Raw genomic sequence first — 25,535 nt, 5'->3', positions numbered from 1 at the left:
GCCTTAGGCTTGCACCACCGGGATGTTGGCGTTGGCAGCCGCTTCACGGAACTCGGCGATCTGGTCGAAGGACAGGTAGCGGTAGATATCGGCCGCCATGCTGTCGATCTTGCCAGCGTATTCCATGTACTCCTCGACGGTCGGCAGGCGACCCAGGATCGAAGCCACCGACGCCAGCTCGGCCGAAGCCAGGTAGACGTTGGCGCCATCACCCAGACGGTTCGGGAAGTTACGGGTCGAGGTCGACACCACGGTGCTGTTCGGCTCGACGCGTGCCTGGTTACCCATGCACAGCGAGCAGCCCGGCATTTCCATGCGTGCGCCGGCCTTGCCGTAGATGCCGTAGTAGCCTTCTTCGGTCAGTTGGTGAGCGTCCATCTTGGTCGGCGGCGACAGCCACAGACGGGTTGGCAGCTGGCCCTTGACCTGATCCAGCAGTTTACCGGCAGCGCGGAAGTGACCGATGTTGGTCATGCACGAACCGATGAACACTTCGTCGATCTTCTCGCCAGCAACGCTGGACAGCAGACGGGCGTCGTCCGGGTCGTTCGGCGCGCACAGTACAGGCTCGCTGATGTCGGCCAGGTCGATTTCGATGATTTCGGCGTATTCGGCGTCGGCATCGGCTTCCATCAGTTGCGGGTTGGCGATCCAGGCTTCCATCGCTTGCGCGCGACGTTCCAGGGTACGTGCGTCACCGTAGCCCTCGCCGATCATCCAGCGCAGCAGGGTGATGTTGGACTGCAGGTACTCGGTGATCGACTCTTTCGACAGCTTGATGGTGCAACCGGCAGCCGAACGTTCGGCCGAGGCGTCGGACAGTTCGAACGCCTGCTCCAGGGTCAGGCCTTCCAGGCCTTCGATTTCCAGGATGCGGCCGGAGAAGGCGTTTTTCTTGCCTTTCTTCTCGACGGTCAGCAGGCCGTTCTGGATGGCGAAGTAAGGAATGGCATGGACCAGGTCACGCAGGGTGATGCCAGGTTTCATTTTGCCTTTGAAGCGCACCAGGATCGATTCCGGCATGTCCAGCGGCATGACGCCGGTGGCAGCGGCGAACGCCACCAGGCCGGAGCCGGCCGGGAACGAGATGCCCATCGGGAAGCGGGTGTGGGAGTCACCACCGGTACCGACGGTGTCCGGCAGCAGCATGCGGTTCAGCCACGAGTGGATGATGCCGTCGCCCGGACGCAGGGAAACGCCGCCGCGGGTCATGATGAAGTCAGGCAGGGTGTGGTGGGTGGTCACGTCGATCGGCTTCGGATACGCCGCGGTGTGGCAGAAGGACTGCATCACCAGGTCAGCGGAGAAGCCCAGGCACGCCAGGTCTTTCAGTTCGTCACGGGTCATTGGACCGGTGGTGTCCTGGGAGCCCACGGTGGTCATCTTCGGTTCGCAGTAGGTGCCAGGACGAACGCCTTTGCCTTCTGCCAGGCCGCAGGCCTTGCCGACCATCTTCTGCGCCAGGGTGAAGCCCTTGGTGCTTTCAACAGGGGCTTCGGGCTTCTTGAACAGGTCGAACGCAGGCAGGCCCAGTTCGGCGCGAGCCTTCTCGGTCAGGCCACGGCCGATGATCAGCGGGATACGGCCGCCGGCACGGACTTCGTCGAGCAGGACCGGGGTCTTCATTTCGAAGGTGGCCAGGACTTCGTCGGTCCCGTGCTTGCAGACTTTGCCTGCGTGCGGGTACAGGTCGATCACGTCGCCCATGTTCATCTTCGACACGTCGAATTCGATCGGCAGGGCGCCGGCGTCTTCCATGGTGTTGTAGAAGATCGGGGCGATCTTGCTGCCGAAGCAGAAGCCGCCGGCACGCTTGTTCGGAACATAAGGCACGTCGTCGCCGAAGAACCACAGCACCGAGTTGGTGGCCGATTTACGGGACGAACCGGTGCCGACCACGTCACCGACGTAGGCGATCGGGAAGCCTTGACCGCGCATTTCTTCGATCTGCTTCATCGGGCCGGTCTTGCCTTGCTCGTCCGGAACGATGCCGTCACGGGCCATTTTCAGCATGGCCAGGGCGTGCAGCGGGATGTCCGGGCGGGACCAGGCGTCTGGTGCCGGGGACAGGTCGTCGGTGTTGGTTTCGCCGGTGACCTTGAACACCCGCAGGCTGATCTTGTCGGCCAGTACCGGGCGATTCTTGAACCACTCGCCGTCGGCCCAGGATTGCAGTACGCCTTGGGCGTGAACGTTGCCGTTCTTGGCTTTTTCCGCGACGTCGTGGAAGGCGTCGAACATCAGCAGGGTGTGCTTGAGTTGAGCGGCGGCCACTGGCGCCAGTTCGGCGTCGTCCAGCAGGTTCACCAGGGTCACGATGTTGTAGCCGCCCTGCATGGTGCCCAGCAGTTCAACGGCGCGCTTCTTGTCGATCAGAGGGGAGGAGGCTTCGCCTTTGGCCAGCGCGGAGAGGAAACCGGCCTTGACGTAGGCGGCTTCGTCGACTCCTGGTGGAACGCGATTGGTGATCAGGTCAACGAGGAAAGCTTCTTCGCCAGCCGGGGGATTCTTCAGCAGCTCGACCAGGCCTGCAGTTTGTTCGGCGTTAAGCGGCTGGGGAACGATACCCAGTGCTGCACGCTCTTCGATATGTTTGCGGTAGGCTTCAAGCACAGTTATTACCCTCATCAGTGGTCCCAAATGGGTGTCCGGGACGCTCATCCCGAAATTGCCGTACTCATGCGCTGCGTGGCGTTGTGGGCCACTTAGCCAGAATTACCGACAATTCCTTACAGAAGCTGCTTTCAAAGTTTTACGCCTGCAGAACGGGGAGCTGATGAGGGTTGGCGTTGGGTTTTTCCCCGCTGGAAAAACCCCTCGCCAACACCGCTCTGAAGGAACGACTGTGCTCGTGACGCTTTGAAAACAGCTTCAAACGGACATTGGCGCCTAAAAAGGCTGGCTGATTCTACGGTAAAAAAAGCCTCAACGTAAGTTGCTGTATTGAAGTTTGAGGGGTGATCAATCTTAGACAAAGGGCTAACATTGCCCACTGTTTTGCTTTTGCGTGCGTCGTCTATCTATGCCCAATCAGACCATCAAAACCCCCTGCGTCGGCCTCTGTTCCACGGTTTACGGCGATCTGGTTTGCCGTGGCTGCAAGCGTTTCCACCATGAAGTGATCAACTGGAATGGTTACAACGAGGAGGAAAAACGCGCGGTCTGGCTGCGTCTTGAGCACCTGCTGGTGCAGGTGATGGCGGCCAAGCTGGAAGTCTTCGATCCGGTGCGCCTGCGCGAGCAACTGGAGCAGCGCAAGATCCGCTTCGTGCCCCATCAGTCCGAGTATTGCTGGGCCTACCAGCTGATTGCCCGTGGCGCGCGAGTGATCAACCAGCTCGATGCCTATGGGATGGTGCTGCTGCCTGAGTTTCGCGACTGGGCCCTGCCGGAGTTGCGCGACGCCATTGATCGGGAATTCTTCCTGCTGTCCGAAGCCCACTACCAGCGCTACATCGCCCCCGGCTTTCTCAAGGATGCCCTCGGCTGAGTGCTTCGCCACGCGAATAACTCCCACGCAAATGCCACTGCAGGAGCTGGCTTGCCAGCGAAGACGGCCGCCAGGGCGGTGCAAGGCTTGCGGGCCTCTTCGCCGGCAAGCCGGCTCCTACGGGGTGAGGTTGATGGGGCTCTGTAGGAGCTGGCTTGCCAGCGAAGGCGTCGTCATGGACGACGCAGATCACGCGATGGCGTTGCGGGGAGGGGGCTCAAGCCTTGGCTGCCAGCTCTTCCAGGTGATCCATGATGTCCGCCGGCTTGAGCACCAGCACGTCGCTGTCCAGGGAGTCGAGCACCACTTCGGCGGTGTTGCCGATCAGTGCCCCGGAAATCCCGGTGCGGGCCACGGTGCCGATGATGGTCAGCACGGCGCCAAGCTTGTGGGCCAGGTGGGGAATCAGCACATCGGCCGGGCCTTCCTCGATATGCAGGTGGGCGTCGTCGATGTCGAACTCGGCCTGGAACGCCTTGCACTGCTCGCGATAGCGCGCCTCGATGGTTTCCTTGAGCTGGAACACCGGGTCGGCGGCCGACAGCATCGGCGACGGGTGAGCGCTGATCACATGCAACTGGGCCTTGGCCAGGCTGGCGATATCGAAGCCGTGGTCGACGATACTGGCGTGCAAGGCCCGGTGCTCGCCGTCCATGTTGCCGACGTCGATGGCGGCCATCACCACGCCGCTGGCCCAGGGCGTGGCGGTCTTGACCAGCAGCACCGGAGTCGGGCAGTAGCGCAGCAGTTTCCAGTCCGCCGGGGTCAGCAGGGCTTTCTTCAGGGGGGCGTCCGGCAGGTGCTGCTTGATCACCAGGCCGCAGCCCTCGGCCTGCTGCACATCAATGATGGTTTCGTGCAGGCTTTCGTTCCAGGCCTGCTCGGTGGTGACGCTGTAGCCTTCGCCGGTGAGGCTGCTCTTGAGTACGCTCAGCAGCGCCGAATGCTCGTGCTTTCTGTCGCAGACCAGCAGGTGCAGGTGGGCCTGGGTGACCCCGGCAATCAGCTTGGCGCGCTTGAGGGCAAGGCTTTCGCCGGGCGTGGGATCGATGACCACCAGGATACTGCGGATGCTTTGCATGATCGGGATCTCCAGGAAGGGATGAACGGTTAGGGTCTGTTCCCGTTTGGCCCAGCAACGCGGCTCGTCACCAAACGGGAACAGACCCTAGCGTGCACAACTATAGTTGCTGGCGCCCGGGCCGGATGTTGATGCATGTCAATCGCGGCCGCTGGTGGTCTGCGGCCCGGCCGGTATAATCGCCGGCCTTTCGCTATGAAGCCTTTTGTCCCGTGAGCCTCATGTTAACGATCACTGATAGTGCTGCCTGCCGCTTTGCGGTGGTGGCTGATTGTTCGGAAATGCGCCGATGAACTTTCCTGAAATTCCCGACTTTCTTGGCTGCCGCACGCCCGACGCCTGGGTCCAGGCGGCCCTGGCCGACCAGGAAACCCTGCTGATCGACCACAAGAACTGCGAGTTCAAGGCCGCCAGCACCGCCTTGAGCCTGATCGCCAAGTACCACGCCCATGTCGACCTGATCAACATGATGTCGCGCCTGGCCCGGGAAGAGCTGGTGCACCATGAGCAGGTCCTGCGCCTGATGAAGAAGCGCAAGGTCGAGCTGCGCCAGTTGCATGCCGGGCGCTATGCCTCGGGCCTGCGCAAGGTAGTGCGCAGCCACGAGCCGGTGAAGCTGGTGGACACCCTGGTGGTGGGCGCCTTTATCGAAGCCCGCAGCTGCGAGCGTTTCGAAGCCCTGGTGCCGCACCTGGACGAGGAACTGGGCAAGTTCTACTTCGGCCTGCTCAAAAGCGAGGCCCGGCACTACCAGGGCTACCTGAAGCTGGCCTATCAGTATGGCGACGCCAAGGACATCGCCCAGGTCATCGACCGGGTGCGGGCGGCGGAGCAGGAACTGATCGAGTCGCCGGATCCGGAGTTCCGTTTTCACAGTGGCGTGCCGGCCTGGTGAACGACTGCCCTTGTGTAAAAGCAGGGGCAAATTGTTAAAAACTCTTAAAAGAATGAAATATCGCGCAAAACCGCTGCAAGTCCCGGGTTTTGTGGCTTGCGTTATCCTTTCCTTAACCTCTTGCCCCCTATAATGCGCGCGCACAAATTGTGCGTTCACAGATTGGCAAATATGGAAAACCTGGGTCTTGGCAAGGTGTTGCTGGTGGAAGATGACGAGAAGCTCGCCGGGCTGATCGCGCATTTTCTGTCCCAGCACGGCTTTGAAGTGCTGACGGTCCACCGCGGTGATACCGCCCTGGCGGCATTTCTCGAATTCAAACCGAAACTGGTGGTGCTCGACCTGATGCTGCCCGGCCAGAGCGGCCTGCACGTGTGCCGGGAGATCCGCGCCGTGGCGGACACCCCCATCGTCATCCTCACCGCCAAGGAAGACGACCTGGACCACATTCTCGGCCTGGAATCCGGCGCCGATGACTACGTGATCAAGCCTATAAAACCGGCGGTGCTGCTGGCGCGCCTGCGGGCCCTGCAACGGCGCCAGGTGCCGGAAACCACCACCCTGCGCGGGGCCCTGGCATTCGGCGTGCTGAGCATCGACCGCAACAGCCGCGAGGTGCGCCTGGCGGGCGAGCCGGTGGAACTGACCACCATGGAGTTCGAGCTGCTCTGGCTGCTGGCCAGCGCGCCGGGCAAGACCCTGTCCCGGGACGACATCCTCAACCGCATGCGCGGCATCGAGTTTGACGGCCTCAACCGCAGTGTCGACGTCTACATCAGCAAGCTGCGGGGCAAGCTCAAGGACAACCCGCGCGAGCCGGTGTGCATCAAGACCGTGTGGGGCAAGGGCTACCTGTTCAATCCGTTCGCCTGGGAGGTTTGAATGCTGCGTCTGTTTCTGGGGCTCTACCTGTTCCTGGCCCTGGGCTTCGCCGGGGCCATGACCGCGGTGCAACACATCTTCATCAACTACCTGGCCGCCGACCTGATCGAGTCCTACAACCGCGATGCGGTGCGCGGGCCGGCCTACAGCCTGAGCGAACAGTTGCGGCCGTTCGACGAGGCCGGGCGTCAGCAGCAGCTGGAGCAGCTCAAGCCGCACTACGGGCTGCTGCTCAAACTGGTGCAGGCCGACGACCTGGACCTGAGCGTGCGCGAACAGGCCCTGCTGGATTCCAACCAGTTGGTGGTGCGCGAGGAGTTCACCGAATTCATCGGCAGCATCGACGGCGGCAAGCAACTGTTGAGCATCAAGCTGCCGGAAGACCCGCCCCTGACCCTGCTCTACAACATCGCCGCCTATGCCTTGCTCGGCGCGCTGCTGGCCATCGTCCTGTACTTCTGGGTGCGCCCGCACTGGCGCGACCTGGAGCGTCTGCGCCTGGCCGCCGAACGTTTTGGCGACAACGACCTGGGCACCCGGCTGCACCTGTCGCGGCGTTCCAACATCCGCGACCTGGCCCAGCACTTCAACCGCATGGCGGCGCGCATCGAGGGGCTGATCGCCAATCAGCGGGAGTTGACCAACGCGGTGTCCCACGAACTGCGCACGCCCATCGCCCGGCTGTCCTTCGAGCTGGACCAGTTGCAGCAACAGCCAGATCCGGATGAAAACCGCGAGTTGATCGCCGACATGTATGCCGACCTCGGCGAGCTGGAGGAAATGGTCTCCGAACTCCTCAGCTACGCCAGCCTGGAACATGGCGCGGCCACCATCAACCGGGAAAATATCCAGGCCCAGAGCTGGCTCGACAGCGTGGTCGGCAGCGTGGCCCTGGAGGCCGAGGCGGCCGGGGTGCAACTGCTGATCCGTTCCTGCCAGGTGGAGTACGTGCGCATCGAACCGCGCTTCATGGCCCGGGCAGTGATCAACCTGCTGCGCAACGCCATCCGCTACGCCGACCGCCGGGTCGAGGTGTCCCTGGTGCGCCTGGAGCATGGCTACGAAGTGCGGGTCAACGATGATGGTCCCGGGGTGCCGGTGGATGGCCGGGAGAAGATCTTCGAGCCGTTTTCCCGTCTCGACGCCAGCCGTGACCGGCGTACCGGCGGTTTCGGCCTGGGCCTGGCGCTGGTGCGGCGGGTCTCGCAATGGCACGGCGGCAAGGTCGAAGTGGCGGATTCGGAGTGGGGCGGTGCCTCGTTCCGCATGACCTGGGCCCACCTCGACTGAGGTTCGCGCGCAGCCCTGAACCTGCGCAGCAACGCGGCCCGTGATCACGGGCCGCGCGTTCCCTTTCTTAGAAGCTGTACTCAAGTTGAGTGGCGATGCTGGTCTGCATGCGCCGGTCGACGATCGGGCTGTCGCCGGCTTCCTTGCTCAGGTACTTCATCGACAGCAGGGTCGAGACCTTGGTCTGCTCATTGAGGGGCAGGGTCCAGGCCAGGTCGGCACCGCTGCTGACCCGTCCACCCTTGGCCCGGTAGGCGCCGAAGCGGCTGTGGGCCGCCTGGGTGTCGCTCACCCCATACCAGGTCTGCATGTAGTCGGCGTTGCCGAACAGGCTGTTGAGGCTGGCATCCAGGCTGCCGAAGCGGCCCTGGTAGAGGTTGCTGCCAATGCTCAGTTCCAGTGCGCTGTAGGCCGAGCCGGTGTCGCGGTTGTCGTTCTTCTTCACCGCGTGGGTCAGGGTGGCGCCCAGTTCGAACGGCCCCAGGTCATAGCCCAGGTGCGCGCCGAACTGTGCCCGGGTCTTTATTTCGCCCATGCCCCTGAGGCGCTTGGAGCCCTGGCCCAGGTGGTTCTTGTCGCGCCGTGATTCGCTCGGGCCGACCCAGGTACTGAACGACAGGTCGCCCCATTCGTTGCCCCAGCCCAGGCCCTGGTCGGTATTGAGGAACACGCCCCAGGGGCTGATGATCTCGCCGCCGAGAATCGGCGCCAGGGCGCGTTCGTCACTGCCGCTGTAGCGCGGCACGCTGGCCACCCCGGCGTGCACGCCGTACTTCCAGTCTTCGGCGTGCAGCGTGCCGCAGACCGTGCTCAGGCCCAGGGTGCCGGCCCACAAGGCGGCGGTGGTGGAGTGTTTCAGGGTTTTCATGAAGGGTCAGAACCTCAGATGGTTGGCGTTATAGGTGCGTTTGAATGAGTAGCCCAGGACGTTCACGCCGTTGACCTGGCGGCGCACGGTGTCGCCCAGGCCCGGGCCGTTGCCGGCGATCACCGCGTGGGCGTTGTCCACCGGGGCGAGGATGTAGTCGGTGAGGGGACGGCCTTGCTGCAGGCTGCGGATCATCAGGAAGCCGTCCTCCAGGGCGATGTCCATGCCGTTGATGGGCGGTTCGCCGGGGGCGTCGCTCAGAGCCTGGTAGGTGCCGACCGTGGCCAGCCAGTTGTCCGTCAGGGGCACCGGTTCGATCCGTTCTCCCACCGCCAGCAACTGGCCGTGGCTCTTGGCGGTGAACACCCGATGGCCCTGGACCTGCATCACGTCCAGTTGCAGTTGCCCCAGCGGGCCCAGGTCCTGGGGCCAGAGCCCGAGGCGCTTCTTGCGCACCCTTAGCCAGCCCTGTTCGTCCCGCAGCAGTTCGTAGCGCTCGCCGGCCAGCTCGGCGTACAGGCGCTGGTGCTGGTCGCGGATCCGCAGCACACCCCAGCGGGTGGCATAGAAGCCCGCCAGGTGCCGGCGATCCGCCGCTTGCGGAACCCGACGTTGCTGGGCCTGGGGGGCCGTGGCCGGTGGCGGTGGCGGTGGCGGGGCGCCGTGGGCCTGCAGCAGCATGCGCAGTACCTGGGGCACCAGGGGCTGGGCCAGGGCCTCGCCGCTGTCGGAATTGCTCATCACGATCACCGCCAGCTGCTGCTCGGCCAGCACGCTGATCCGGGCATGAAAACCCTCGCCGAAACCGCTTTGCTGCCAGGTGCGCATATCTGGCCGGACCCATTCCTCGCCGCAGGGCGACAGGAACCAGCCAAGGCCTACCTGGCAGTCGAAATCCAGCGGGTTGCCGGCGTTCTGCGTGCGCACCATTTCGTCGATGGATGCCGCCGAGAGCAGTTGGCGGTCCTGGTACCGGCCCTGGGCGAACAGCATGCGCACATAGCGGCTCAGGTCCCGCGGGCTGCTCCACAGGCCCTGGGCGGAAAGGTCGCGGACCAGCGCATCGCTGCTGACACCGTCTTCATAACCTCTTGCCCGGTAGGGCTGGGCGCGGCTGTCCCCGACAAAGCTCGACTGGCTCATGCCCAGTGGGCGCAGCAGGCTCTTCTGCAACTGCTGTTCGAAATCCACGCCGCTGCTGCGCTCCACCGCTGCCCCGAGCAGGGCATAACCGAGGTTGGAGTAGGCGGTCTGGGTTCCCGGAGCGTTGCTCAGCCACAGCCCGCTGAGCTTTCCCGGCAGTTCGTCGAGGGCGTTGGGGGTGCGTGCGTCGCGCAGGTATTCGCTGGGAATGCCGCCCTGGTGGCTGAGCAGGCGGCGCAGAGTCACGGCCCGGTCGGCGGCGTTCTGGTCCTCGTGGAAGCGCGAGCGGACGTAGAACTCCCTGAGGGTGTCCTGCAGCGGCGCGTCCAGTTGCAGGCGCCCTTGTTCCACCAGTTGCATCACCGCCGTGGCAGTCAGCAATTGCGACAGGGCGCCGGCGCGAAACGCGGTGTTTTCGGTCACTTGCAGGCCCCGGGCCTGGTCGGCGAAGCCAAAGCCCCGGGCCCAGATCAGTTGCTGGCCGTCCACCAGGGCTATGGATAGCCCGGGCACCTGATGTTCGGCCATCTGTTGCGGGATGTACTGCTTCAGGTAGCCGATGATGCTGGCGTAATCGCCGGGCGCGATGGGCGGCGGCGCCGGAGGCTGGCCGTTGCAGCCGAGGTTGCTCAAGAGCAGGCCCACCAGCGGCAGGCCGAGAAGTTTGCGGGACATGCAGCACCCGAGGGCCAATTGGATCAGCGGATGCTAGGGAAGGGGGGCGTGGCAGTCTTTGACAGCTTTGTCGGGAAACTGTCAAAGACTGTTAAGCCCCGGTTGCGCTCAGGCCTCCAGCCCCAGGCGCTGGTGCCACTGGGCAATCGATTCCTCGGGGTATTCGGCGAACTGCAGGTCGTGCGCCCCGGCATCGACCTCGACCCAGGGCGCCCTGGAGTCGAGCATCAGGTGGGTGTGTTGCGGCGGCACCGGCAACGGGGTGTCGATGGCCGAGGCAAAAGGGTGGATCAGCTCCGGCCATTGTGGGCTGAACAGCCACAGCCCGGAGCCGCAGCGCCCGCAGAAGTGCCGTTCGGCGCTGCTGCTGTGGGCCCGGGCGGCACCGGCGGGCTTGAGCCGGGCATGGTAGATGACGATGTGCTTGCGCCCACGTACCTTGAGGCTGGCCGCATCGCCCCCCAGGTTGATGGCGTAGCCGCCACCGCCCTGGGTCTTGCGGCAGATCGAGCAGTAGCAGCGCTGGTAGGGATAGGGATGGCGGCTGGACAGGCTGAAGTGCACGGCGCCGCAATGGCAGGAGCCCTGGAGTTGCATGGGGTACCTCCACGAATCAACGGGTGGATGGCACAGGCTAGCCGCTGTGCGAGCAGCTGTCGTGGCGCGGTGCTGATGAAATTTTCACATGTGGCCGGCTAAGCTGCGCGCCTCTTTGGGGAGTAGCCTGCCATCGCGCCCTGCGGTGGCGCCCGTATCAACATTCTCGGCAACCTGCCGTGGTACGGGCACCGTTTCGGTTGGTGAGACCATCGACATACCTGCGCTGAAGTCGGGCGCGTGGGCATGTCGTGGACTCAAGCCCGACCGGAAGACTCAACGTGAACCCAGCCTCGATCATCTTTCTTGCCTTCGCCATGTCCACCGATGCCTTCGCCGCCGCGGTGGGCAAGGGTTCGGCCATGCTCAAGCCGCGCCTGCTGGAAGCTTTGCGCATCGGCCTGATCTTCGGCGTCATTGAAGCCATCACCCCGGTGGTGGGTTGGTTCATCGGCCAGGCCGCGACTCAATGGGTGGCCAACTGGGACCACTGGATCGCCTTCAGCCTGCTGCTGTTTCTGGGCCTGCACATGATCTACAACGGCACCCGCCAGGAGGCTGAGGCCGAGGAAGAAAAACCGCGCCAGCACGGCTTCTGGCTGCTGGCGGTGACCGGCTTGGCCACCAGCATCGATGCCCTGGCGGTGGGGGTGGGGCTGGCGTTCGTCAACGTCAACATCTGGGTCGCGGCCAGCGCCATCGGCCTGGCCACCATGACCATGGTCACCCTGGGAGTGATGCTGGGCCGCGCCATTGGCACGGTGATGGGCCAGCGCGCCGAAGTGCTGGGCGGGGTGGTGCTGATCATTGTCGGCTCGGGAATTCTCTACGAGCACCTGTCGGCTGTGGCTTGACTTCAGTATCGGCGGCGGGGCCCGGTTCTGCGGGCAATGCGGCCGCGCCTCGGGCCGAGGCGCGGTGCGCTCTGGCGTTACAGCGCCAGGCTGTGGATCACCTGGGTGGCGTCATCGGGGTCGATGGCGCTGCGCATGCCCAGCTGTTTTGCCAGGCGGCGCATGCTGTAGTTGGCGGCGGAATCCACCGAGTACATCTGCTGGAAACCGTTGTTGCGGGCTTCGTCGATCAGGTGCTGCATCAGCAGCGCGCCGAGGCCCTTGCCTTGCCACTCATCGGCGATGGTCACGGCGAACTCGCAATGCGAGGGCTGCTCGTCGACCTGGGCGTAGCGGCTGATCCCCACTTCCCGCAGTTCGCCGTTGTCGTGGACCAGGGCCACATAAGCCACCCGCTGTGGCGTGCCGACATCCATCAGTTGATTGAGCAGTTGCTCGCCCACTTCCTTGATCTCACCGAGAAAGCGCTGGTGCCGCGTGGCCGGGGAGAGGTTTTCGATAAAGGCCTTTTCCCGCTCCCGGTCCTGGGGCCGCAGCGGGCGGATCAGCACGTGGCTGCCGTCGTTCAGGGCGTCGATCCAGTATTGGCCTTGCTGCGCCGGGAACGACGGGTGGGCGAGGGTATCGAGAGCGGTGCTGGGCATGGTCAAGTCTCCGCGGAGCCAAAGGGCGGGCTGCGCACACAGCCCTGATTGGCTTCAGGTTTACTCCGCTGGCGAGGCGGGCACTTGATCGGTATCAATGTCTTCGCTTGCGCGGCCGGCCAGGGCGATCACCGGTTACACGGCTTGCGGGCTCTGGGGATCGGGCATCAGCGTCGCGATCAGCGCCCGCACGCTGCCGGGCAGGGCCTCCAGTTCGCGGACGATGATGCTACGTTCGCGCACGGCCCAGCTTTCATCCAGCTTCACCGTCACCAGCTGCATGGTGCGGCTGTGCCGCAAGGCCGCGGATTCGGGAATGATGCCGATGCCGACCCCGGCTTCCACCATGCGGCAGATCGCTTCGAAGCTCGACACCTGGATGCGCAGCGAGAGTTGCTTGCCCAGGCGTTCCACATGCTCGCGCAGGAAGGTCAAGAGGGTGCTGCCTTCATGCAGGCCGATGTGCTGGTAGGCCAGGGTCTGTTCCAGGGTCACCGAAGCCTGCCCCGACAGCGGGTGGCCCACGGGCACCATCAGCACCAGGTGGTCGGTGCTGAAGTGCAGCACCTGCAGGCCGCTGGCTTCCACCGGGCCGGCGATGATGCCCATGTCGCTGGTGCCGTCCAGCACACCGCGAACGATGTCCCGGGACAGGCGCTCCTGCAGGTCCACCGTGACTCCCGGGCGTACCGAGAGAAATTTCGCCAGCACTTCCGGCAAGAATTCGGTGACCGCCGTGGTGTTGGCGAAGATGCGGATGTGCCCGGAAGAATCGCCGCCGTACTGGGTGAATTCGCTTTTCAGGTAATCCACCTGGCGCATGATCAGCCGCGCGTGCTGCAGCAGCCGCTCGCCGGCGGGGGTGACTTCCACGCCGCGGCTGTCGCGGTACAGCAGGCGGGTTTCAAGCTGGCCTTCCAGGGCCTTGATCCGCGCGCTGGCGGCCGCTGGCGAGAGGAAGGCGCGGCGCGCGCCCTGGGTCAGGCTGGGGGATTCGGCAATATGGATAAACAGGCGCAGGTCCGCCAGATCGAAATGCATGTCCGGGCTCCTGAAGGCAGGGGTAGGGGCGAATGGCGTTCAGCATAAACGAACGCCGGTTTATAGAAATGCAAATTCTCCATACGCGCCAGCCCCTTGCATGATGGCCGCCATCACCTTCGTGCCACAGGACCCTGCCACCATGAGTGCCACCGACCCCAGCGCCTGGATCGGCCGCAGCCAGCGGATCGACGACCACCTCAGCCATAACCTGCTGGCCCGCATCGCCGCCACGTTCGGCCAGCCCGCCCCGGCCCCGGGCGAGGCCCTGCCGCCGTTGTGGCACTGGTGTTTCTTCCAGCAGCCACAGCCGGCCTCGGCCCTGGGCGGCGACGGGCATCCGGCGCGGGGCGGTTTCCTGCCGCCGGCGGCCAACCGCAACCGCATGTGGGCCGGTGGCCGCCTGGCGTTTCACCGGCCGCTGCGGGCCGGCGCCGAGGCCAGTTGCACCAGTACCATCCTCCAGGTCGAGGAAAAGGCCGGGCGCACCGGCAAGCTGCTGTTCGTCACCCTGTGCCACGAATATTTTCAGGACGGCCAACTGGCGCTGCGCGAAGAACAGGACATCGTCTACCGCGAAGCGTCCCCGCCGAAAATGAGCAGTGGCGAGCTGCTGTCCGAAGGCGACTGGCGCGAGCCGGTGGAGCCCACGCCGACCTTGCTGTTTCGCTACAGCGCGGTGACCTTCAACGGCCATCGCATCCACTACGACTATCCCTACGTCACCGCCACCGAGGGCTACCCGGGGGTGGTGGTGCACGGCCCGCTGATCGCCACCCTGAGCCTGGGGGCCTTCTGCCGGGCCCACCCCGAGGCGCGCCTGCGCCATTTCGCCTACCGCGGCCTGCGGCCCTTGATTGCCCCGCAGCCTTTCGAGGTCGGCGGGCGCATCAGCGCCCCTGGCCACGCCGAACTGTGGGCCGGCGACGGCTCCGGGCTGGCCCAGCGCGGCGAAGTGCAGTTCGACTGAATTCCAACAATAAGCAAAGGCGGAGTGCCGATTGATGACCCCCCATGACACTGAAGAACTCAATGCCATCCGTGAAGGCGTGCGTGCCCTGTGTGCCGAATTCGACGCCGCCTACTGGCGCGGCATCGATGAGCGCAAGGGCTTCCCGGAAGCCTTCGTCAAGGCCCTGACCGAGGCCGGCTGGCTGGCGGCGATGATCCCTGCCGAATACGGCGGCTCCGGCCTGGGGCTGGCCGAAGCCTCGGTGATCCTCGAAGAGGTGAACCGCTGCGGCGGCAACTCCGGCACCGTGCACGGGCAGATGTACAACATGTTCACCCTGCTGCGCCACGGCAGTCAGGCGCAGAAGCGCTACTACCTGCCCAAGCTCGCCAGCGGCGAACTGCGCCTGCAATCGATGGGCGTCACCGAGCCCACCACCGGCACCGACACCACCAAGATCAAGACCACTGCCATCCGCCGCGGCGACAAGTACGTGATCAACGGGCAGAAGGTGTGGATCTCGCGCATTCAGCATTCCGACCTGATGATCCTGCTGGCCCGCACCACGCCGCTGGCCGAGGTGCGCAAGAAGTCCGAAGGCATGTCGATCTTCCTGGTGGACCTGCGCCAGGCCATCGGCAACGGCCTGACCGTGCAGCCCATCGCCAACATGGTCAACCACGAGACCAACGAGCTGTTCTTCGACAACCTGGAACTGCCCGCCGACAGCCTGATCGGCGAGGAGGGCAAGGGCTTCAAGTACATCCTCGACGGCCTCAACGCCGAGCGCACGCTGATCGCCGCCGAATGCATCGGCGATGGCCGCTGGTTCATCGACAAGGCCAGCGCCTATGCCCGCGACCGGGTGGTGTTCGGCCGGCCCATCGGCCAGAACCAGGGCGTGCAGTTCCCGATTGCCGAGGCCCATATCGAGATCGAGGCCGCCGACCTGATGCGCTGGCGCGCCTGCGAGGAATACGACAGCGGGAGCAACGCCGGGGCCAGCGCCAACATGGCCAAGTACCTGGCGGCCAAGGCTTCCTGGGAGGCGGCCAACGCCTGCCTGCAGACCCACGGCGGCTTCGGCTTTGCCTGCGAGTACGACGTCGAGCGCAAATTCCGCGAGACCCGGCTGTACCAGGTGGCGCCGATCTCCACCAACCTGATCCTGTCCTACGTCGCCGAGCATTTGCTGGAGCTGCCCCGCAGCTTCTAAGGAGCCCCCATGAGCCATACCCAAGATCTGGCCGGGTTCCTCGCCGGCCTGCGCTACGCCGACCTGCCGGAAAGCGTCCTGCTGCGCACCCAAGAACTGTTCCTCGACTGGCTGGGCTCGGCCCTGGCGGCCCAGGGCGCGCACCCGATCCCCTTGTTCGAGGCCTATGCCCGGCACATGGGCCCGGCCAGTGGCCCGGCGCGCATCCTGGTCAATGGGGCCGGCAGCTCGGCGTATTTCGCCGCCCTGGTCAACGCTGCCTCGTCGCACCTGGTGGAGCAGGACGACCTGCACAACAGCTCCGTGCTGCACCCGGCCACCGTGGTGTTCCCTGCGGCGCTGGCGGCGGCCCAGGACCTGGGCAAGTCCGGCCGCGAGCTGCTGCTGGCGGCGGTGGCCGGTTATGAGGCAGGGATCCGCATCGGCGAATTCATGGGCCGTTCCCACTACCGGATCTTCCACACCACGGCCACCGTCGGCACCCTGGCCGCTGCGGTGGCGGTGGGCAAGCTGATGGAATTCGACAGCGAGCAGTTCATCAACCTGCTGGGCAGCGCCGGGACTCAGGCCGCCGGGCTCTGGGAGTTCTTGCGCGACGCCGCCGACTCCAAGCAACTGCACACCGCCAAGGCCGCCGCCGATGGCCTGCTGGCCGCCTACCTGACCCGGGACGGCCTGAGCGGTGCGCGCAATATCCTCGAAGGTGAGCAGGGCATGGCCGCCGGCATGTCCCGGGATGCCGAACCGGCACTGCTCAGTGCCCGCCTGGGCAGCCGCTGGGCGCTGCTGGAAACCTCGTTCAAGTTCCACGCCTCGTGCCGCCACACCCATCCCGCCGCCGATGCCCTGCTTGAGGTGATGCAGCGCGAAGGCCTGGAACACGGGCAGATTGCCCGGGTGCTGACCCGGGTGCACCAGGGCGCCATCGACGTGCTGGGCCGGGTCCAGGTGCCGCAGACCGTGCACCAGGCCAAGTTCTCCATGGGCACCGTGCTCGGCCTGATCGCCGTGCACGGCAAGGCCGGGTTGCCGGAGTTCCAGCGCCATGGGCTGAACGACGCCCGGGTCGCGGCGTTTCGCGACAAGGTCGGCATGCAGCTGGACCCTGAAGTCGATGCGGCCTATCCAGCGCGCTGGCTGGGCCGGGTCGAGGTGCAGTGCGTGGACGGCCGCACCCTGCACGGCGCCATCGATGAGCCCAAGGGTGACCCGGGCAATGGCCTGTCCCGGGCCGAGCTGGAAGACAAGTTCCAGCGCCTGCTGCAGTTCTCCGGCGCCCGCACCCCGGAGCAGGGCAATGCCTTGATCCGCCGGGTCTGGGCCCTGCGGGACGCTGCCGACCTCAACTCACTGCTCTGAATGCCCGACATCGAACAGGGCGAGGACCGAACATGACTGACAACACAGCACAGCCACGGCCCCTGGACGGCATCACCGTGGTCAGCCTGGAGCACGCCATTGCCGCGCCGTTCTGCACCCGCCAGCTGGCGGACCTGGGCGCCCGGGTGATCAAGGTCGAGCGCCCCGGCAGCGGCGATTTCGCCCGGGGCTACGACCAGCGGGTCAAGGGCCTGGCCTCGCACTTCGTGTGGACCAATCGCTCCAAGGAAAGCCTGAGCCTGGACCTCAAGCAGCCCGAAGCCGAGGGCCTGCTGGACAGCCTGCTGGCCGGGGCCGACGTGTTGGTGCAGAACCTGGCACCGGGGGCGGCGGCGCGCATGGGGCTGTCGTTCGAGGCGCTGCATGAGCGCTTTCCACGGCTGATCGTCTGCGATATTTCCGGCTACGGCGAAGGCGGCCCCTATGAGCGGAAAAAGGCCTACGACCTGCTGATCCAGAGCGAAGGCGGCTTTGTATCGGTGACCGGCGGCCCCGAACCGGAGCAGATGGCCAAGGCCGGTTGCTCGATCGCCGACATTGCCGCCGGCATGTACGCCTACAGCGGCATTCTTTCGGCCTTGCTGCTGCGTGGGCGCACCGGCCTGGGCAGCCGCATCGACATCAGCATGCTGGAAAGCCTGGTGGAGTGGATGGGCTACCCCCTGTACTACGCCTTCGAAGGCGCCGAACCGCCACCCCGGGCCGGCGCGGCCCATTCCACCATCTACCCCTACGGGCCGTTTCCCGCGGGTGATGGCGGCACGGTGATGCTCGGCCTGCAGAACGAACGGGAATGGGCGGCCTTCTGCGACAAGGTGCTGGAGCTGCCCGAACTGGCCACGGACGAGCGCTTTGGCGCCAACTTCAAGCGTTCGGCCAACCGCGAGGCGCTGCGCCAGATCATCGTCGAGCGCTTTGCCCGGCTCAGCGTCGCCCAGGTGATCGAACGGCTGGAGCAGGCGCAGATCGCCAACGCCCGGGTCAACGATATGCAGGGCGTGTGGCAGCACCCGCAACTGGCGGCCCGGGATGCCTGGCGCCAAGTGGATAGCCCGGCTGGCCGCCTGCCGGCGCTGTTGCCACCGGCGCGCAACAGCGCCTATGCGCCGCGCATGGACGCAGTCCCGGCGCTGGGCCAGCACAGCGCAGCGATACTCGCCGAGCTGGGCCTGAGCCCGCAAGGCATCGAGCAACTGCAGGCCCGCGGAGTCATCTGAACCCCAACCTCGCCGTAGGAGCCGGCTTGCCAGCGAAGGGGCCCCTGAGATCGCCTTCGACGGCAAGCCGGCTCCTACGGAGGGCAGGGCAACACCAGGCTTTTGCCGTAGGGGCCGGGCAGCAAGCCTGGCCGCCATTGGTCTTCCAATAACAAGGATCCGAACATGTCCAACCCCATTGTCCGCTCCGCGCTGTTCGTCCCCGGCAGCCGCCCCGAGCGTTTCGCCAAAGCCCTGGCCTGTGGCGCCGATGCGGTGATCGTCGATTTCGAGGACGCCGTCGAGGAACCCCTCAAGGTGCAGGCGCGAGAGCACCTGGGGCGCTTCCTGCTGGCGCAGCCCCAGGTCCGGGCCTGGGTACGAATCAACGCACCCGAGCACCCCCAGCACCTGGCCGACCTGGCGTTCTGCCAGGCCCATGCCGGGGTGGTGGGCATTCTCCTGCCGAAAGTCGAGAGTGCAGCCCAAGTGGCGCGGGTGGCCGCCAGCGGCCGCCTGGTCTGGCCGATCATCGAAAGTGCCCGGGGCTTGCTGGCCCTGGGCGAGATCGCCAGCGCTCCCGGGGTCCAGCGCCTGTCGTTCGGCGGCCTGGACCTGGCCCTGGACCTCAACCTCAGCAGCGGCTCGGCGGCGGCCCAGTTCGCCCTGGACCAGGCGCGGCTGGCGCTGATCCTGCACTCCCGGGCGGCGGGGCTGCAGGCGCCGCTGGACGGGGTGTTTCCCGGCATCGCCGACAGCCAGGGCCTGGCCGCCTCGGTCCGCCACGCCTACGCCATGGGCTTTGCCGGTGCGCTGTGCATCCACCCGGCCCAGGTGCCGGTGATCCACCAGGCCCTGGCGCCCAGCGCCGAGGAATTGGCCTGGGCCCAACGGGTGGTGGAAGGCGGGCGCGAGGGTGCCGGGGCCTACCAGGTGGATGGGCAGATGGTCGATGCCCCGGTGCTGCTGCGGGCCCAGCGCTTGCTGGCGATGGCCTGAGCCAGCGCCCGGGCCGCGGCGCAGGTAGAATGGCGCGGTCTTTTTATCGAGGTGGCACCATGCACGGCTCAGCCCCATACACCTGCGGTAGCGTCCGATGAGCAGCCTGGAGCGGGCCATCGCGCTGGCCGCCCAGGCCCATGCCGGGCAAGTCGACAAGGGCGGCGCGCCCTATATCCTGCATCCCTTGCGCGTGATGCTGCGCCTGACACACCCCGAGGCGCGGATTGTCGCGGTGCTGCACGATGTCCTGGAAGACTGCCCCATCACCCCGGAGCAGTTGCGGGGCGAGGGCTTCAGCGAAGAGGTGCTGGCGGCGCTGCTGGCGCTGACCAAGGTTGCAGGCGAGGACTACCCGGCGTTCATTCGCCGCGCAGGCGCGAACCCCCTGGCGCGGCAAGTGAAGCTGGCGGATCTGGCGGAAAACAGCGACCTGTCGCGCATCCCCGAGCCGGGTGCCGAAGACCTGCGGCGCCTGGAGAAGTACCGCCAGGCCACGGATTACCTGAACTCACTGGCGTGCGACTGAGCTCGTGATACCTGCGCCCAGCAGCGGCTCAGGCCTGGTCGTCGTCGCTGAGCTCGCCGGCAAACCCCCAATCGCTGCCGTCGATTTCCTGGATCACGATGTGGGTATGCTCGGGCTTCTTGCCCAGCACCCGCACCAGGGATTCGGTGAATTCCTTGACCAGTTGGGCCTTCTGCTGGCGCGTGGCGCCCTTGGTGATCTGCAGGTTGATATAGGGCATGGATCGACACTCCAGGTGATGGTGCATGGACGGGCGGCAGGGCAGCCTACGACAGCCGCTGCCCTCCTGCCAGCCAGGGGCCTTGGTGCGTCAGTTGCTGTAGCTGGACAGCGCCACTTCGGCGGTGCGTGCCGGTGGCTTGCGCCCACGGGTGCGCCAGTGCTCGATCAGCGCCCGGCCATGGGCCAGGCCGGCCTGCAGCGCGGCTTCAGTGCTGGCGTAGTCGTTGCCGTAGGGCGGGCAGGCGAAGTGCACGGAAAAGCACGGGTGCTGGCCGTGGCCGGTGAGGCGGCCGACGTAGCTGTAGCTGGAACCGGACTGATGGGGATCAAGGCTGGGAGAGCTCGGTTCACGAATGATCATCACGTAGATGTCGTGGTCGAATTGGGTGTCTTGATACCAACTGCTTGAAGAATCCATGGTCCACCTCCTTGTCCGTGAGCCTTCGCCGTGGCCGGCGTCGGCATTGTGTTCTGTGCGGGTCTAGCGGTTTGCGGGTGACGCCTGGGGGGCGTCGTGCAGCCCGGCGGGGTGGCGGAACACCCCCTCGGGCAGCCGTTTTTCCAGGGCCCGTGCGGCCCTCAGTACCAGGGCGTCGCGGCCGAAGCGGGCGACGATCTGCAGGCCGATGGGCAGGCCCGCCTCGCTCAGGGCGCAAGGCAGGCTCAACGCTGGCTGGCGGCTGAAATTGAACGGGAAGGTGGTGGGCTGCCACATGGCGCTGATCTGTTCCGGCCAGTCCGGCGGCAGCAGGCGTTCCACGGCGAAGGGTTCGACCACCGCGGCAGGGGTCAGCAGCAGGTCGTACTCACCCAGGAAAGCGTGAAGCTTGTGCGCCACCTGATGGCGCTCTTGCACCGCACAGGCGTAGTCCAGGGCATTGAGCTGGCGCGCGCGGACCTGGGCCTGCTGGAGAAAGTCCCCCACCAGATGGCGGTCCTCGGCGGGTATTTCCTGGGCCACGGCGCAGGCCACTTCCACCGGCCAGGCCCGCAGGTAGTTCGGCGCCGGGTTGCCGATGTCCGGCGAGGCCAGGACCAGGGTGGCGCCTGCTTCCTGTAACAGCCTGGCAGCGTTCAGGCAGGCTGCGGCGATCTGCGGGTCGACATGGGCGGCGTAGCCCAGGTCGGCGCTGAAGGCGATGCGCAGGCCGGCGACGCCGTCCTCGATGGAACTGAGGAAATCCCTGGGCCCATGGGGCCAGGCAAAGGGCTCGCCGGGCTCGTGCACGGCCATGAGCTCCATCAACAGGGCAATGTCGCGCACGTGGCGGGCAATCGGGCCTTCGGCGGCCATGCCGCCAGGGTCGATGCTCGGGCAGGCGGACACCAGGCCATGGCTGGGCTTGAACCCGACCACGCCGCAAAAGCTCGACGGGGTACGGATCGAACCGGCGGCATCGTTGCCTGTCGCGGCCGGGGCATAACCGGCTGCGACCCCTGCAGTACTGCCGCCACTGCTGCCACCGGCATGCAGGGCCAGGTTCCACGGGTTGCGGGTGATGCCGGTCAACGGGCTGTCGGTCAGGGGCGTGCTGCCCAGTTCCGGCAGGGTGGTCTTGGCGATGAAGATCGCCCCGGCTTCACGCAGGCGTGCCACCAGGCTGGAGTCCCGGGTCATGGCCGGGCGGTTGGCCAGGGCCCGGGAACCACTGCGGGTCTGCCAGCCCTGTACGTCGTTGTTGTCCTTGACCAGGATCGGAATGCCATCCAGCCGGCCCATGGGTTGCCCGGCGGCCCAGCGCGCGGTGGACGCCTGGGCAGCGCGCAGCGCAGCCGGGTCCTGGCGTTCGCAGAGGGCGTTGAGCTGTGGCTCGTGGCGCTCGATCTGCGCCAGCACGGCCTGCAGCACGTCCACCGGGGTGAACTGCAAGGTGGCGAAACCCTGCAGCAGCGCCTCGATCGACAGGTGCGGCAGGGCCGCTTGGCTGGAAGTGGGCAACGGCATATTCGGCTCTTCGTTCAAGCACGCCGGGCGCGGGCTGCGCCACGGCGTGGAAAGGCGGCATGGACGCCGTTGGCGGCGTCCTGGCGGGCCTTCGCAGTGAATGACTCAGCGGCCACTGGTGACCTTGACCCAGGTCCGGGTCCGGGTGCGCTCGGCCTTGGCCGGCAGCGGGGCCAGGGGGTAGAGGCGGGTCATGGTCTCGGCGCTGGGGAACAGGTCCGGGTTGTCCAGCAGCGACTGCTGGATGAACGGCTTGGAATCGGTCACGCCGTTGGGGTAGCCGACGTAGTTGCTGATGGAGGCAATGACCTTGGGTTCCATCAGGTAATTGAGGAAGGCGTGGGCGGTGTCCACGTGCTTGGCGCCGGCGGGAATGGCCACGGTGTCGATCCACACCAGGGTGCCTTCCTTGGGAATGCGCATTTCGATGTGCACGCCGTTCTTGGCTTCGTTGGCGCGGTTGGCCGCCTGCAGGAAGCCCCCGGAGTAGCCCACGGCCACGCAGATGTTGCCGTTGGCGATATCGCCCATCCACTTGGCGCTATGGAAGTAGCGCACGTAGGGACGCAGCTTGAGCAGCATGGCCTCGGCCTTGCGGTAGTCCTCGGGGTTCTGGCTGTTGGGGTCCAGGCCCAGGTAGTGCAGGGCCAGGGGCAGCATTTCGGTGGGCGAGTCGAGGAAGGTCACGCCGCACTGGCTGAGCTTCTTCAGGTTCTCTTCCTTGAACACCAGGTCCCAGCTGTTGACCGGCGCGTCGCTGCCCAGCAATTCCTGGACCTTGTCGCGGTTGTAGCCGATCAGGTTGGTGCCCCACATGTAGGGGATCACGTAGCGGTTGCCCGGGTCGCTCTGCTCCAGCAGCTTCATCACGGCCGGGTCGAGGTTCTTCCAGTTCGGCAACTGCCCGCGGTCCAGGGGCTGGAAGGCGCCGGCGCTGATCTGCTTGCTGACGAAACCGCTGGAGGGCACCACCACGTCATAGCCGCTGTTGCCGGTCAGCAGCTTGGCTTCGAGCACTTCGTTGCTTTCGAAGATGTCGTACTTGACCTTGATCCCGCTCTGGGCCTGGAAATCCTTGATGGTGTTGGGAGCGATGTACTCCGACCAGTTGAAGATGTTCACCGTGCGCTCGGGGGCGGCCTGGGCGGTGACAGAGGCGGCCAGGGCCAGGGCTCCGAGGGTGCAGGCCGTGGCGAGGCGAGAGAGGGCGGTGTGCAACGATTTCATATGACAACTCCATGTCCGAAATGAGCGGAACCATCCGAGGCGGACATTTTTCGTCGGATAGGTCGCAGAGAGAATGCTTGCAACGGTCAATAGGGGATATTTAGCGTCAATCTTCGGCGCAGTCCGAGAGCGGCCCGAGCTGGCCGGCCAGCTGGCGGAAGCGCCCGGGAGCGACGCCGCTCCAGCGTTGGAAGGCGTGGCGGAAACTTGCGGTTTCCTTGAAGCCCAGGGCTTCGGCGATGCGGTAGATGGGCAGGCTGTGCTGGCCCAGCAACTGCTGGGCGCGGGCGTAGCGCAACTCGTCCAGCAACTGCTGATAGCTGGTGTCCTGGGCCCTCAGGCGCCGGCGCAGGGTGCTGGGGGAGCAGTGCACCTGGCGCGCCAGGCTGTCGAAATCCGGCACCGCGTGCAGCTGTTCATTGAGGATGCGTCGCACCTGGTCGATCCAGGTCGGCCGCGCGCTGAGCTCCTCGTTGAGGCGGATGCAGCGTTGCAGCATGTCGTTCTGGGTCACCAGGTCCGCCAGGGGCAGGCGCCGGTCCAGCCACTCCAGGTCGAAGCCGATGGCATTGCGCCCGGCATTGAACTGCACCGGGCAATTGAAGGCCTGCTCGTAGCTGTCCATATAGGGCTGGGGGCCGTGCATCAGTTGCACCTGGCGCAGGGGCAGGGAGCAACCCAGCAGGTCCTGGCAGGTGACCCGGTAGGACGACATGCAGAAATCGGTGTTGAACACCTCAAGTTCGCTTTCGCTGTACTGGTCGGCGGTGAGCCAGGCCAGGCCGTCGCGGACCTCAAGGTCGAGGCGGAAGAAGGTGCCCAGCAGCAAGGGGTAGCGCAGCGCCAGGGACCAGCCTTCGCGCAGGGTGGCGCTGGTCAGCAGGGTCAGGCCGAACATGCCGTAGGCGGAAATGTGCAGGTTGCGCCCCAGCACCAGCCCCAGGTCCTGGCGAAACTGCACGGCGTTGCTGAACACGCGCATTTCCTGGCTGATATTGATCAGGCTGTTGGGCAGCTCCAGGTCCGCCAGCTGGATGCCGCTGCCCTCCAGCAGCACCTGGGCGGGTACGTCGCTGTCACGGAAGGCGTCCAGCACCGCTTGGGTGGTATGCAGGGTGGTCAAGCGAAGGGCGGTCATCGACGATCTCAGAGTGATATCGGGAGGCGTGACTTTAGGGGTTACGCGCTCGCGGTTCAATTGCCCCTTGCCGGCGCTGGCGGGGCGGCGCTGCGCTCGGGGGCCTTTGGCCGGCAAGCCGGTTCCTACATGGGGCGGGGCGTTCGGTGGGGGTGAACGCGGGTATCAAAAATTCGAAATTCTCTATACGCCATGCCTTAGGCACTCTTCCCTCAATCACAACAATAAAAAGGTGAAGTCCATGTTCAAGCTCTCAAGAGCGCTGTTCTGTGCCGCCGCATTGCTCGCTGCCGGGGTGGCCCAGGCCGCCGAATCCACCGGCAACCCGATCATCATCAAGTTCGCCCACGTGGTGGCCGAGAACACCCCCAAGGGCCAGGGCGCGCTGCTGTTCAAGAAGCTCGCCGAGGAGCGCCTGCCGGGGCGGGTCAAGGTCGAGGTCTACCCCAACTCGTCGCTGTTCGGCGATGGCAAGGAAATGGAGGCGCTGCTGCTGGGGGATGTGCAGATGCTGGCGCCGTCGCTGGCCAAATTCGAGCAGTACACGAAAAAGATCCAGATCTACGACCTGCCGTTCCTGTTCGACGACCTGGCGGCGGTGGACCGCTTCCAGGCCGCCGAGGGCAAGCAGTTGCTGACCTCGATGCAGGGCAAGGGCATTCTCGGCCTGGCCTACTGGCACAACGGCCTGAAGCAGTTGTCGGCCAACAAGCCCCTGCACGAACCCAAGGACGCCCGTGGCCTGAAGTTCCGCGTGCAGGCCTCCAGCGTGCTCGAAGAGCAGTTCAAGGCGATGCGCGCCAACCCGCGCAAGATGAGTTTCGCCGAGGTCTACCAGGGCCTGCAGACCGGCACCGTCAACGGCACCGAGAACACCTGGTCGAACTATGAAAGCCAGAAGGTCAACGAGGTGCAGAAGTACTTCACCGAGTCCAACCACGGCCTGATCGACTATATGGTGATCACCAACGCGAGCTTCTGGAACGGCCTGCCGGCGGACGTGCGCGGCGAGCTGGAAGCCATCATGGCCGAGGTCTCGCTGGAGGTGAACAAACAGGCCGAGGCCCTGAACCAGAGCGCCAGGCAGAAGATCGTCGAGGCCAGGACCAGCGAAATCATCGAACTGACCCCCGAGCAGCGCCAGGCCTGGCGCGACACCATGCGCCCGGTGTGGAGCAAGTTCGAGGGCGAGATCGGCGCCGACCTGATCAAGGCCGCCGACGCCGCCAACCAGCGCCACTGATACGCCCTCCCGGCCGTCCGCGGCGGAC

Annotated in this window: 24 protein-coding genes and 1 riboswitch; of the genes, 12 read left to right on the top strand and 12 right to left on the bottom strand. The window is 65.6% G+C overall.

Features of this window, described 5'->3' with window-relative positions:
• Positions 1–3: 3 nt before the first annotated feature.
• On the bottom strand, positions 4–2,613 hold the full coding sequence (acnB, locus tag ABCR88_RS17940; RefSeq protein WP_011060929.1) for a bifunctional aconitate hydratase 2/2-methylisocitrate dehydratase: 2,610 nt from the start codon (positions 2,611–2,613) through the stop codon (positions 4–6).
• A 409-nt stretch (positions 2,614–3,022) separates the two neighbouring features.
• Here acnB and ABCR88_RS17935 point away from each other — a divergent pair, with 409 nt between their 5' ends.
• Positions 3,023–3,490, top strand: a complete 468-nt coding sequence (locus ABCR88_RS17935; protein ID WP_011060930.1) for a DUF1289 domain-containing protein — start codon at positions 3,023–3,025, stop codon at positions 3,488–3,490.
• A 217-nt stretch (positions 3,491–3,707) separates the two neighbouring features.
• On the opposite strand, the gene ABCR88_RS17930 is transcribed toward ABCR88_RS17935, so the two are convergent.
• Positions 3,708–4,571, bottom strand: a complete 864-nt coding sequence (locus tag ABCR88_RS17930; protein WP_041117789.1) for a universal stress protein — start codon at positions 4,569–4,571, stop codon at positions 3,708–3,710.
• A gap of 289 nt (positions 4,572–4,860) precedes the next feature.
• Between ABCR88_RS17930 and miaE the strand changes: the two genes are divergently transcribed.
• The 3 genes from miaE to ABCR88_RS17915 all read left to right on the top strand — a co-directional run bounded on the left by miaE (position 4,861) and on the right by ABCR88_RS17915 (position 7,638).
• On the top strand, positions 4,861–5,466 hold the full coding sequence (gene miaE, locus ABCR88_RS17925) for a tRNA isopentenyl-2-thiomethyl-A-37 hydroxylase MiaE (protein ID WP_011060932.1): 606 nt from the start codon (positions 4,861–4,863) through the stop codon (positions 5,464–5,466).
• A gap of 171 nt (positions 5,467–5,637) precedes the next feature.
• Positions 5,638–6,348 (top strand): winged helix-turn-helix domain-containing protein, encoded by a 711-nt coding sequence (locus ABCR88_RS17920; protein ID WP_011060933.1) that lies wholly within the window; start codon positions 5,638–5,640, stop codon positions 6,346–6,348.
• Positions 6,349–7,638 carry an ATP-binding protein gene (locus ABCR88_RS17915; RefSeq protein ID WP_011060934.1) on the top strand — a complete coding sequence of 430 codons (1,290 nt, stop codon included), beginning with the start codon at positions 6,349–6,351 and terminating at the stop codon, positions 7,636–7,638. It abuts the gene before it with no gap.
• Between the two features lie 67 nt (positions 7,639–7,705).
• On the opposite strand, the gene ABCR88_RS17910 is transcribed toward ABCR88_RS17915, so the two are convergent.
• From ABCR88_RS17910 to ABCR88_RS17900, 3 genes are all read right to left on the bottom strand, one after another.
• Positions 7,706–8,506, bottom strand: coding sequence for a MipA/OmpV family protein (locus ABCR88_RS17910; RefSeq protein ID WP_350402920.1), 801 nt, complete (start codon positions 8,504–8,506; stop codon positions 7,706–7,708).
• Between the two features lie 6 nt (positions 8,507–8,512).
• Positions 8,513–10,324, bottom strand: a complete 1,812-nt coding sequence (locus ABCR88_RS17905) for a serine hydrolase domain-containing protein (RefSeq protein WP_350402918.1) — start codon at positions 10,322–10,324, stop codon at positions 8,513–8,515.
• 108 nt (positions 10,325–10,432) lie between these two features.
• Positions 10,433–10,921, bottom strand: a complete 489-nt coding sequence (locus ABCR88_RS17900; protein WP_011060937.1) for a GFA family protein — start codon at positions 10,919–10,921, stop codon at positions 10,433–10,435.
• Positions 10,922–11,031: 110 nt separating this feature from the next.
• A riboswitch (yybP-ykoY riboswitch) is annotated at positions 11,032–11,197 on the top strand.
• A 5-nt stretch (positions 11,198–11,202) separates the two neighbouring features.
• Between ABCR88_RS17900 and mntP the strand changes: the two genes are divergently transcribed.
• Positions 11,203–11,775, top strand: a complete 573-nt coding sequence (mntP, locus tag ABCR88_RS17895) for a manganese efflux pump MntP (protein WP_041117795.1) — start codon at positions 11,203–11,205, stop codon at positions 11,773–11,775.
• 77 nt (positions 11,776–11,852) lie between these two features.
• On the opposite strand, the gene ABCR88_RS17890 is transcribed toward mntP, so the two are convergent.
• Both ABCR88_RS17890 and ABCR88_RS17885 read right to left on the bottom strand, forming a co-directional pair.
• Entirely contained in the window at positions 11,853–12,419 is a 567-nt protein-coding gene (locus ABCR88_RS17890; RefSeq protein ID WP_350024024.1) for a GNAT family N-acetyltransferase, read from the bottom strand.
• A gap of 135 nt (positions 12,420–12,554) precedes the next feature.
• Positions 12,555–13,460 (bottom strand): LysR family transcriptional regulator, encoded by a 906-nt coding sequence (locus ABCR88_RS17885; RefSeq protein ID WP_232642347.1) that lies wholly within the window; start codon positions 13,458–13,460, stop codon positions 12,555–12,557.
• 142 nt (positions 13,461–13,602) lie between these two features.
• Here ABCR88_RS17885 and ABCR88_RS17880 point away from each other — a divergent pair, with 142 nt between their 5' ends.
• The 6 genes from ABCR88_RS17880 to ABCR88_RS17855 all read left to right on the top strand — a co-directional run bounded on the left by ABCR88_RS17880 (position 13,603) and on the right by ABCR88_RS17855 (position 19,732).
• Positions 13,603–14,430, top strand: a complete 828-nt coding sequence (locus tag ABCR88_RS17880; protein ID WP_041120627.1) for a MaoC family dehydratase N-terminal domain-containing protein — start codon at positions 13,603–13,605, stop codon at positions 14,428–14,430.
• Positions 14,431–14,464: 34 nt separating this feature from the next.
• Positions 14,465–15,628 (top strand): acyl-CoA dehydrogenase family protein, encoded by a 1,164-nt coding sequence (locus tag ABCR88_RS17875; RefSeq protein WP_041117800.1) that lies wholly within the window; start codon positions 14,465–14,467, stop codon positions 15,626–15,628.
• A gap of 9 nt (positions 15,629–15,637) precedes the next feature.
• Positions 15,638–16,987 (top strand): MmgE/PrpD family protein, encoded by a 1,350-nt coding sequence (locus ABCR88_RS17870; protein WP_041117802.1) that lies wholly within the window; start codon positions 15,638–15,640, stop codon positions 16,985–16,987.
• A 32-nt stretch (positions 16,988–17,019) separates the two neighbouring features.
• Positions 17,020–18,225 (top strand): CaiB/BaiF CoA-transferase family protein, encoded by a 1,206-nt coding sequence (locus ABCR88_RS17865; protein WP_015635354.1) that lies wholly within the window; start codon positions 17,020–17,022, stop codon positions 18,223–18,225.
• Positions 18,226–18,390: 165 nt separating this feature from the next.
• Positions 18,391–19,203, top strand: a complete 813-nt coding sequence (locus tag ABCR88_RS17860) for a CoA ester lyase (protein ID WP_011060947.1) — start codon at positions 18,391–18,393, stop codon at positions 19,201–19,203.
• Between the two features lie 97 nt (positions 19,204–19,300).
• Positions 19,301–19,732 carry an HD domain-containing protein gene (locus ABCR88_RS17855; RefSeq protein WP_011060948.1) on the top strand — a complete coding sequence of 144 codons (432 nt, stop codon included), beginning with the start codon at positions 19,301–19,303 and terminating at the stop codon, positions 19,730–19,732.
• Positions 19,733–19,760: 28 nt separating this feature from the next.
• Here the strand turns inward: ABCR88_RS17855 and ABCR88_RS17850 are convergent, their stop codons facing one another.
• From ABCR88_RS17850 to ABCR88_RS17830, 5 genes are all read right to left on the bottom strand, one after another.
• A complete protein-coding gene (locus tag ABCR88_RS17850) occupies positions 19,761–19,952 on the bottom strand; it encodes a 4-oxalocrotonate tautomerase family protein (protein WP_011060949.1) in 192 nt (63 codons plus the stop codon).
• A gap of 90 nt (positions 19,953–20,042) precedes the next feature.
• Positions 20,043–20,372 carry a hypothetical protein gene (locus tag ABCR88_RS17845; RefSeq protein ID WP_011060950.1) on the bottom strand — a complete coding sequence of 110 codons (330 nt, stop codon included), beginning with the start codon at positions 20,370–20,372 and terminating at the stop codon, positions 20,043–20,045.
• Positions 20,373–20,435: 63 nt separating this feature from the next.
• Complete coding sequence (locus ABCR88_RS17840; protein WP_041117807.1) at positions 20,436–21,899, bottom strand: amidase family protein; 1,464 nt, start codon at positions 21,897–21,899, stop codon at positions 20,436–20,438.
• A gap of 105 nt (positions 21,900–22,004) precedes the next feature.
• The gene (locus ABCR88_RS17835) at positions 22,005–23,126 is read right to left on the bottom strand and encodes a polyamine ABC transporter substrate-binding protein (protein ID WP_011060952.1); all 1,122 of its coding nucleotides are present in this window, start codon (positions 23,124–23,126) and stop codon (positions 22,005–22,007) included.
• Positions 23,127–23,232: 106 nt separating this feature from the next.
• On the bottom strand, positions 23,233–24,264 hold the full coding sequence (locus tag ABCR88_RS17830) for an AraC family transcriptional regulator (protein WP_036996300.1): 1,032 nt from the start codon (positions 24,262–24,264) through the stop codon (positions 23,233–23,235).
• Between the two features lie 241 nt (positions 24,265–24,505).
• Between ABCR88_RS17830 and ABCR88_RS17825 the strand changes: the two genes are divergently transcribed.
• Complete coding sequence (locus tag ABCR88_RS17825; protein ID WP_041117808.1) at positions 24,506–25,507, top strand: TRAP transporter substrate-binding protein; 1,002 nt, start codon at positions 24,506–24,508, stop codon at positions 25,505–25,507.
• Positions 25,508–25,535: the final 28 nt, after the last annotated feature.

Origin of the sequence: Pseudomonas sp. W17, from assembly GCF_040268305.1 — a bacterium.
Classification (GTDB): domain Bacteria; phylum Pseudomonadota; class Gammaproteobacteria; order Pseudomonadales; family Pseudomonadaceae; genus Aquipseudomonas; species Aquipseudomonas protegens.
This window is presented reverse-complemented; position numbering and strand designations above follow the sequence as displayed.

Excerpts from the sequence above, each read along its gene's own strand:
- ABCR88_RS17840 (WP_041117807.1), bottom strand. The coding sequence starts at position 21,899 with ATGCCGTTGCCCACTTCCAGCCAAGCGGCCCTGCCGCACCTGTCGATC.
- ABCR88_RS17915 (WP_011060934.1), top strand. The coding sequence starts at position 6,349 with ATGCTGCGTCTGTTTCTGGGGCTCTACCTGTTCCTGGCCCTGGGCTTC.
- ABCR88_RS17900 (WP_011060937.1), bottom strand. The coding sequence starts at position 10,921 with ATGCAACTCCAGGGCTCCTGCCATTGCGGCGCCGTGCACTTCAGCCTG.
- ABCR88_RS17920 (WP_011060933.1), top strand. The coding sequence starts at position 5,638 with ATGGAAAACCTGGGTCTTGGCAAGGTGTTGCTGGTGGAAGATGACGAG.
- ABCR88_RS17880 (WP_041120627.1), top strand. The coding sequence starts at position 13,603 with ATGAGTGCCACCGACCCCAGCGCCTGGATCGGCCGCAGCCAGCGGATC.
- ABCR88_RS17875 (WP_041117800.1), top strand. The coding sequence starts at position 14,465 with ATGACCCCCCATGACACTGAAGAACTCAATGCCATCCGTGAAGGCGTG.
- ABCR88_RS17845 (WP_011060950.1), bottom strand. The coding sequence starts at position 20,372 with ATGGATTCTTCAAGCAGTTGGTATCAAGACACCCAATTCGACCACGAC.
- ABCR88_RS17930 (WP_041117789.1), bottom strand. The coding sequence starts at position 4,571 with ATGCAAAGCATCCGCAGTATCCTGGTGGTCATCGATCCCACGCCCGGC.
- ABCR88_RS17830 (WP_036996300.1), bottom strand. The coding sequence starts at position 24,264 with ATGACCGCCCTTCGCTTGACCACCCTGCATACCACCCAAGCGGTGCTG.
- ABCR88_RS17850 (WP_011060949.1), bottom strand. The coding sequence starts at position 19,952 with ATGCCCTATATCAACCTGCAGATCACCAAGGGCGCCACGCGCCAGCAG.
- ABCR88_RS17870 (WP_041117802.1), top strand. The coding sequence starts at position 15,638 with ATGAGCCATACCCAAGATCTGGCCGGGTTCCTCGCCGGCCTGCGCTAC.
- ABCR88_RS17885 (WP_232642347.1), bottom strand. The coding sequence starts at position 13,460 with ATGCATTTCGATCTGGCGGACCTGCGCCTGTTTATCCATATTGCCGAA.
- ABCR88_RS17910 (WP_350402920.1), bottom strand. The coding sequence starts at position 8,506 with ATGAAAACCCTGAAACACTCCACCACCGCCGCCTTGTGGGCCGGCACC.
- ABCR88_RS17905 (WP_350402918.1), bottom strand. The coding sequence starts at position 10,324 with ATGTCCCGCAAACTTCTCGGCCTGCCGCTGGTGGGCCTGCTCTTGAGC.
- ABCR88_RS17825 (WP_041117808.1), top strand. The coding sequence starts at position 24,506 with ATGTTCAAGCTCTCAAGAGCGCTGTTCTGTGCCGCCGCATTGCTCGCT.
- miaE (WP_011060932.1), top strand. The coding sequence starts at position 4,861 with ATGAACTTTCCTGAAATTCCCGACTTTCTTGGCTGCCGCACGCCCGAC.
- ABCR88_RS17860 (WP_011060947.1), top strand. The coding sequence starts at position 18,391 with ATGTCCAACCCCATTGTCCGCTCCGCGCTGTTCGTCCCCGGCAGCCGC.
- ABCR88_RS17855 (WP_011060948.1), top strand. The coding sequence starts at position 19,301 with ATGAGCAGCCTGGAGCGGGCCATCGCGCTGGCCGCCCAGGCCCATGCC.
- ABCR88_RS17935 (WP_011060930.1), top strand. The coding sequence starts at position 3,023 with ATGCCCAATCAGACCATCAAAACCCCCTGCGTCGGCCTCTGTTCCACG.
- ABCR88_RS17865 (WP_015635354.1), top strand. The coding sequence starts at position 17,020 with ATGACTGACAACACAGCACAGCCACGGCCCCTGGACGGCATCACCGTG.
- ABCR88_RS17890 (WP_350024024.1), bottom strand. The coding sequence starts at position 12,419 with ATGCCCAGCACCGCTCTCGATACCCTCGCCCACCCGTCGTTCCCGGCG.
- ABCR88_RS17835 (WP_011060952.1), bottom strand. The coding sequence starts at position 23,126 with ATGAAATCGTTGCACACCGCCCTCTCTCGCCTCGCCACGGCCTGCACC.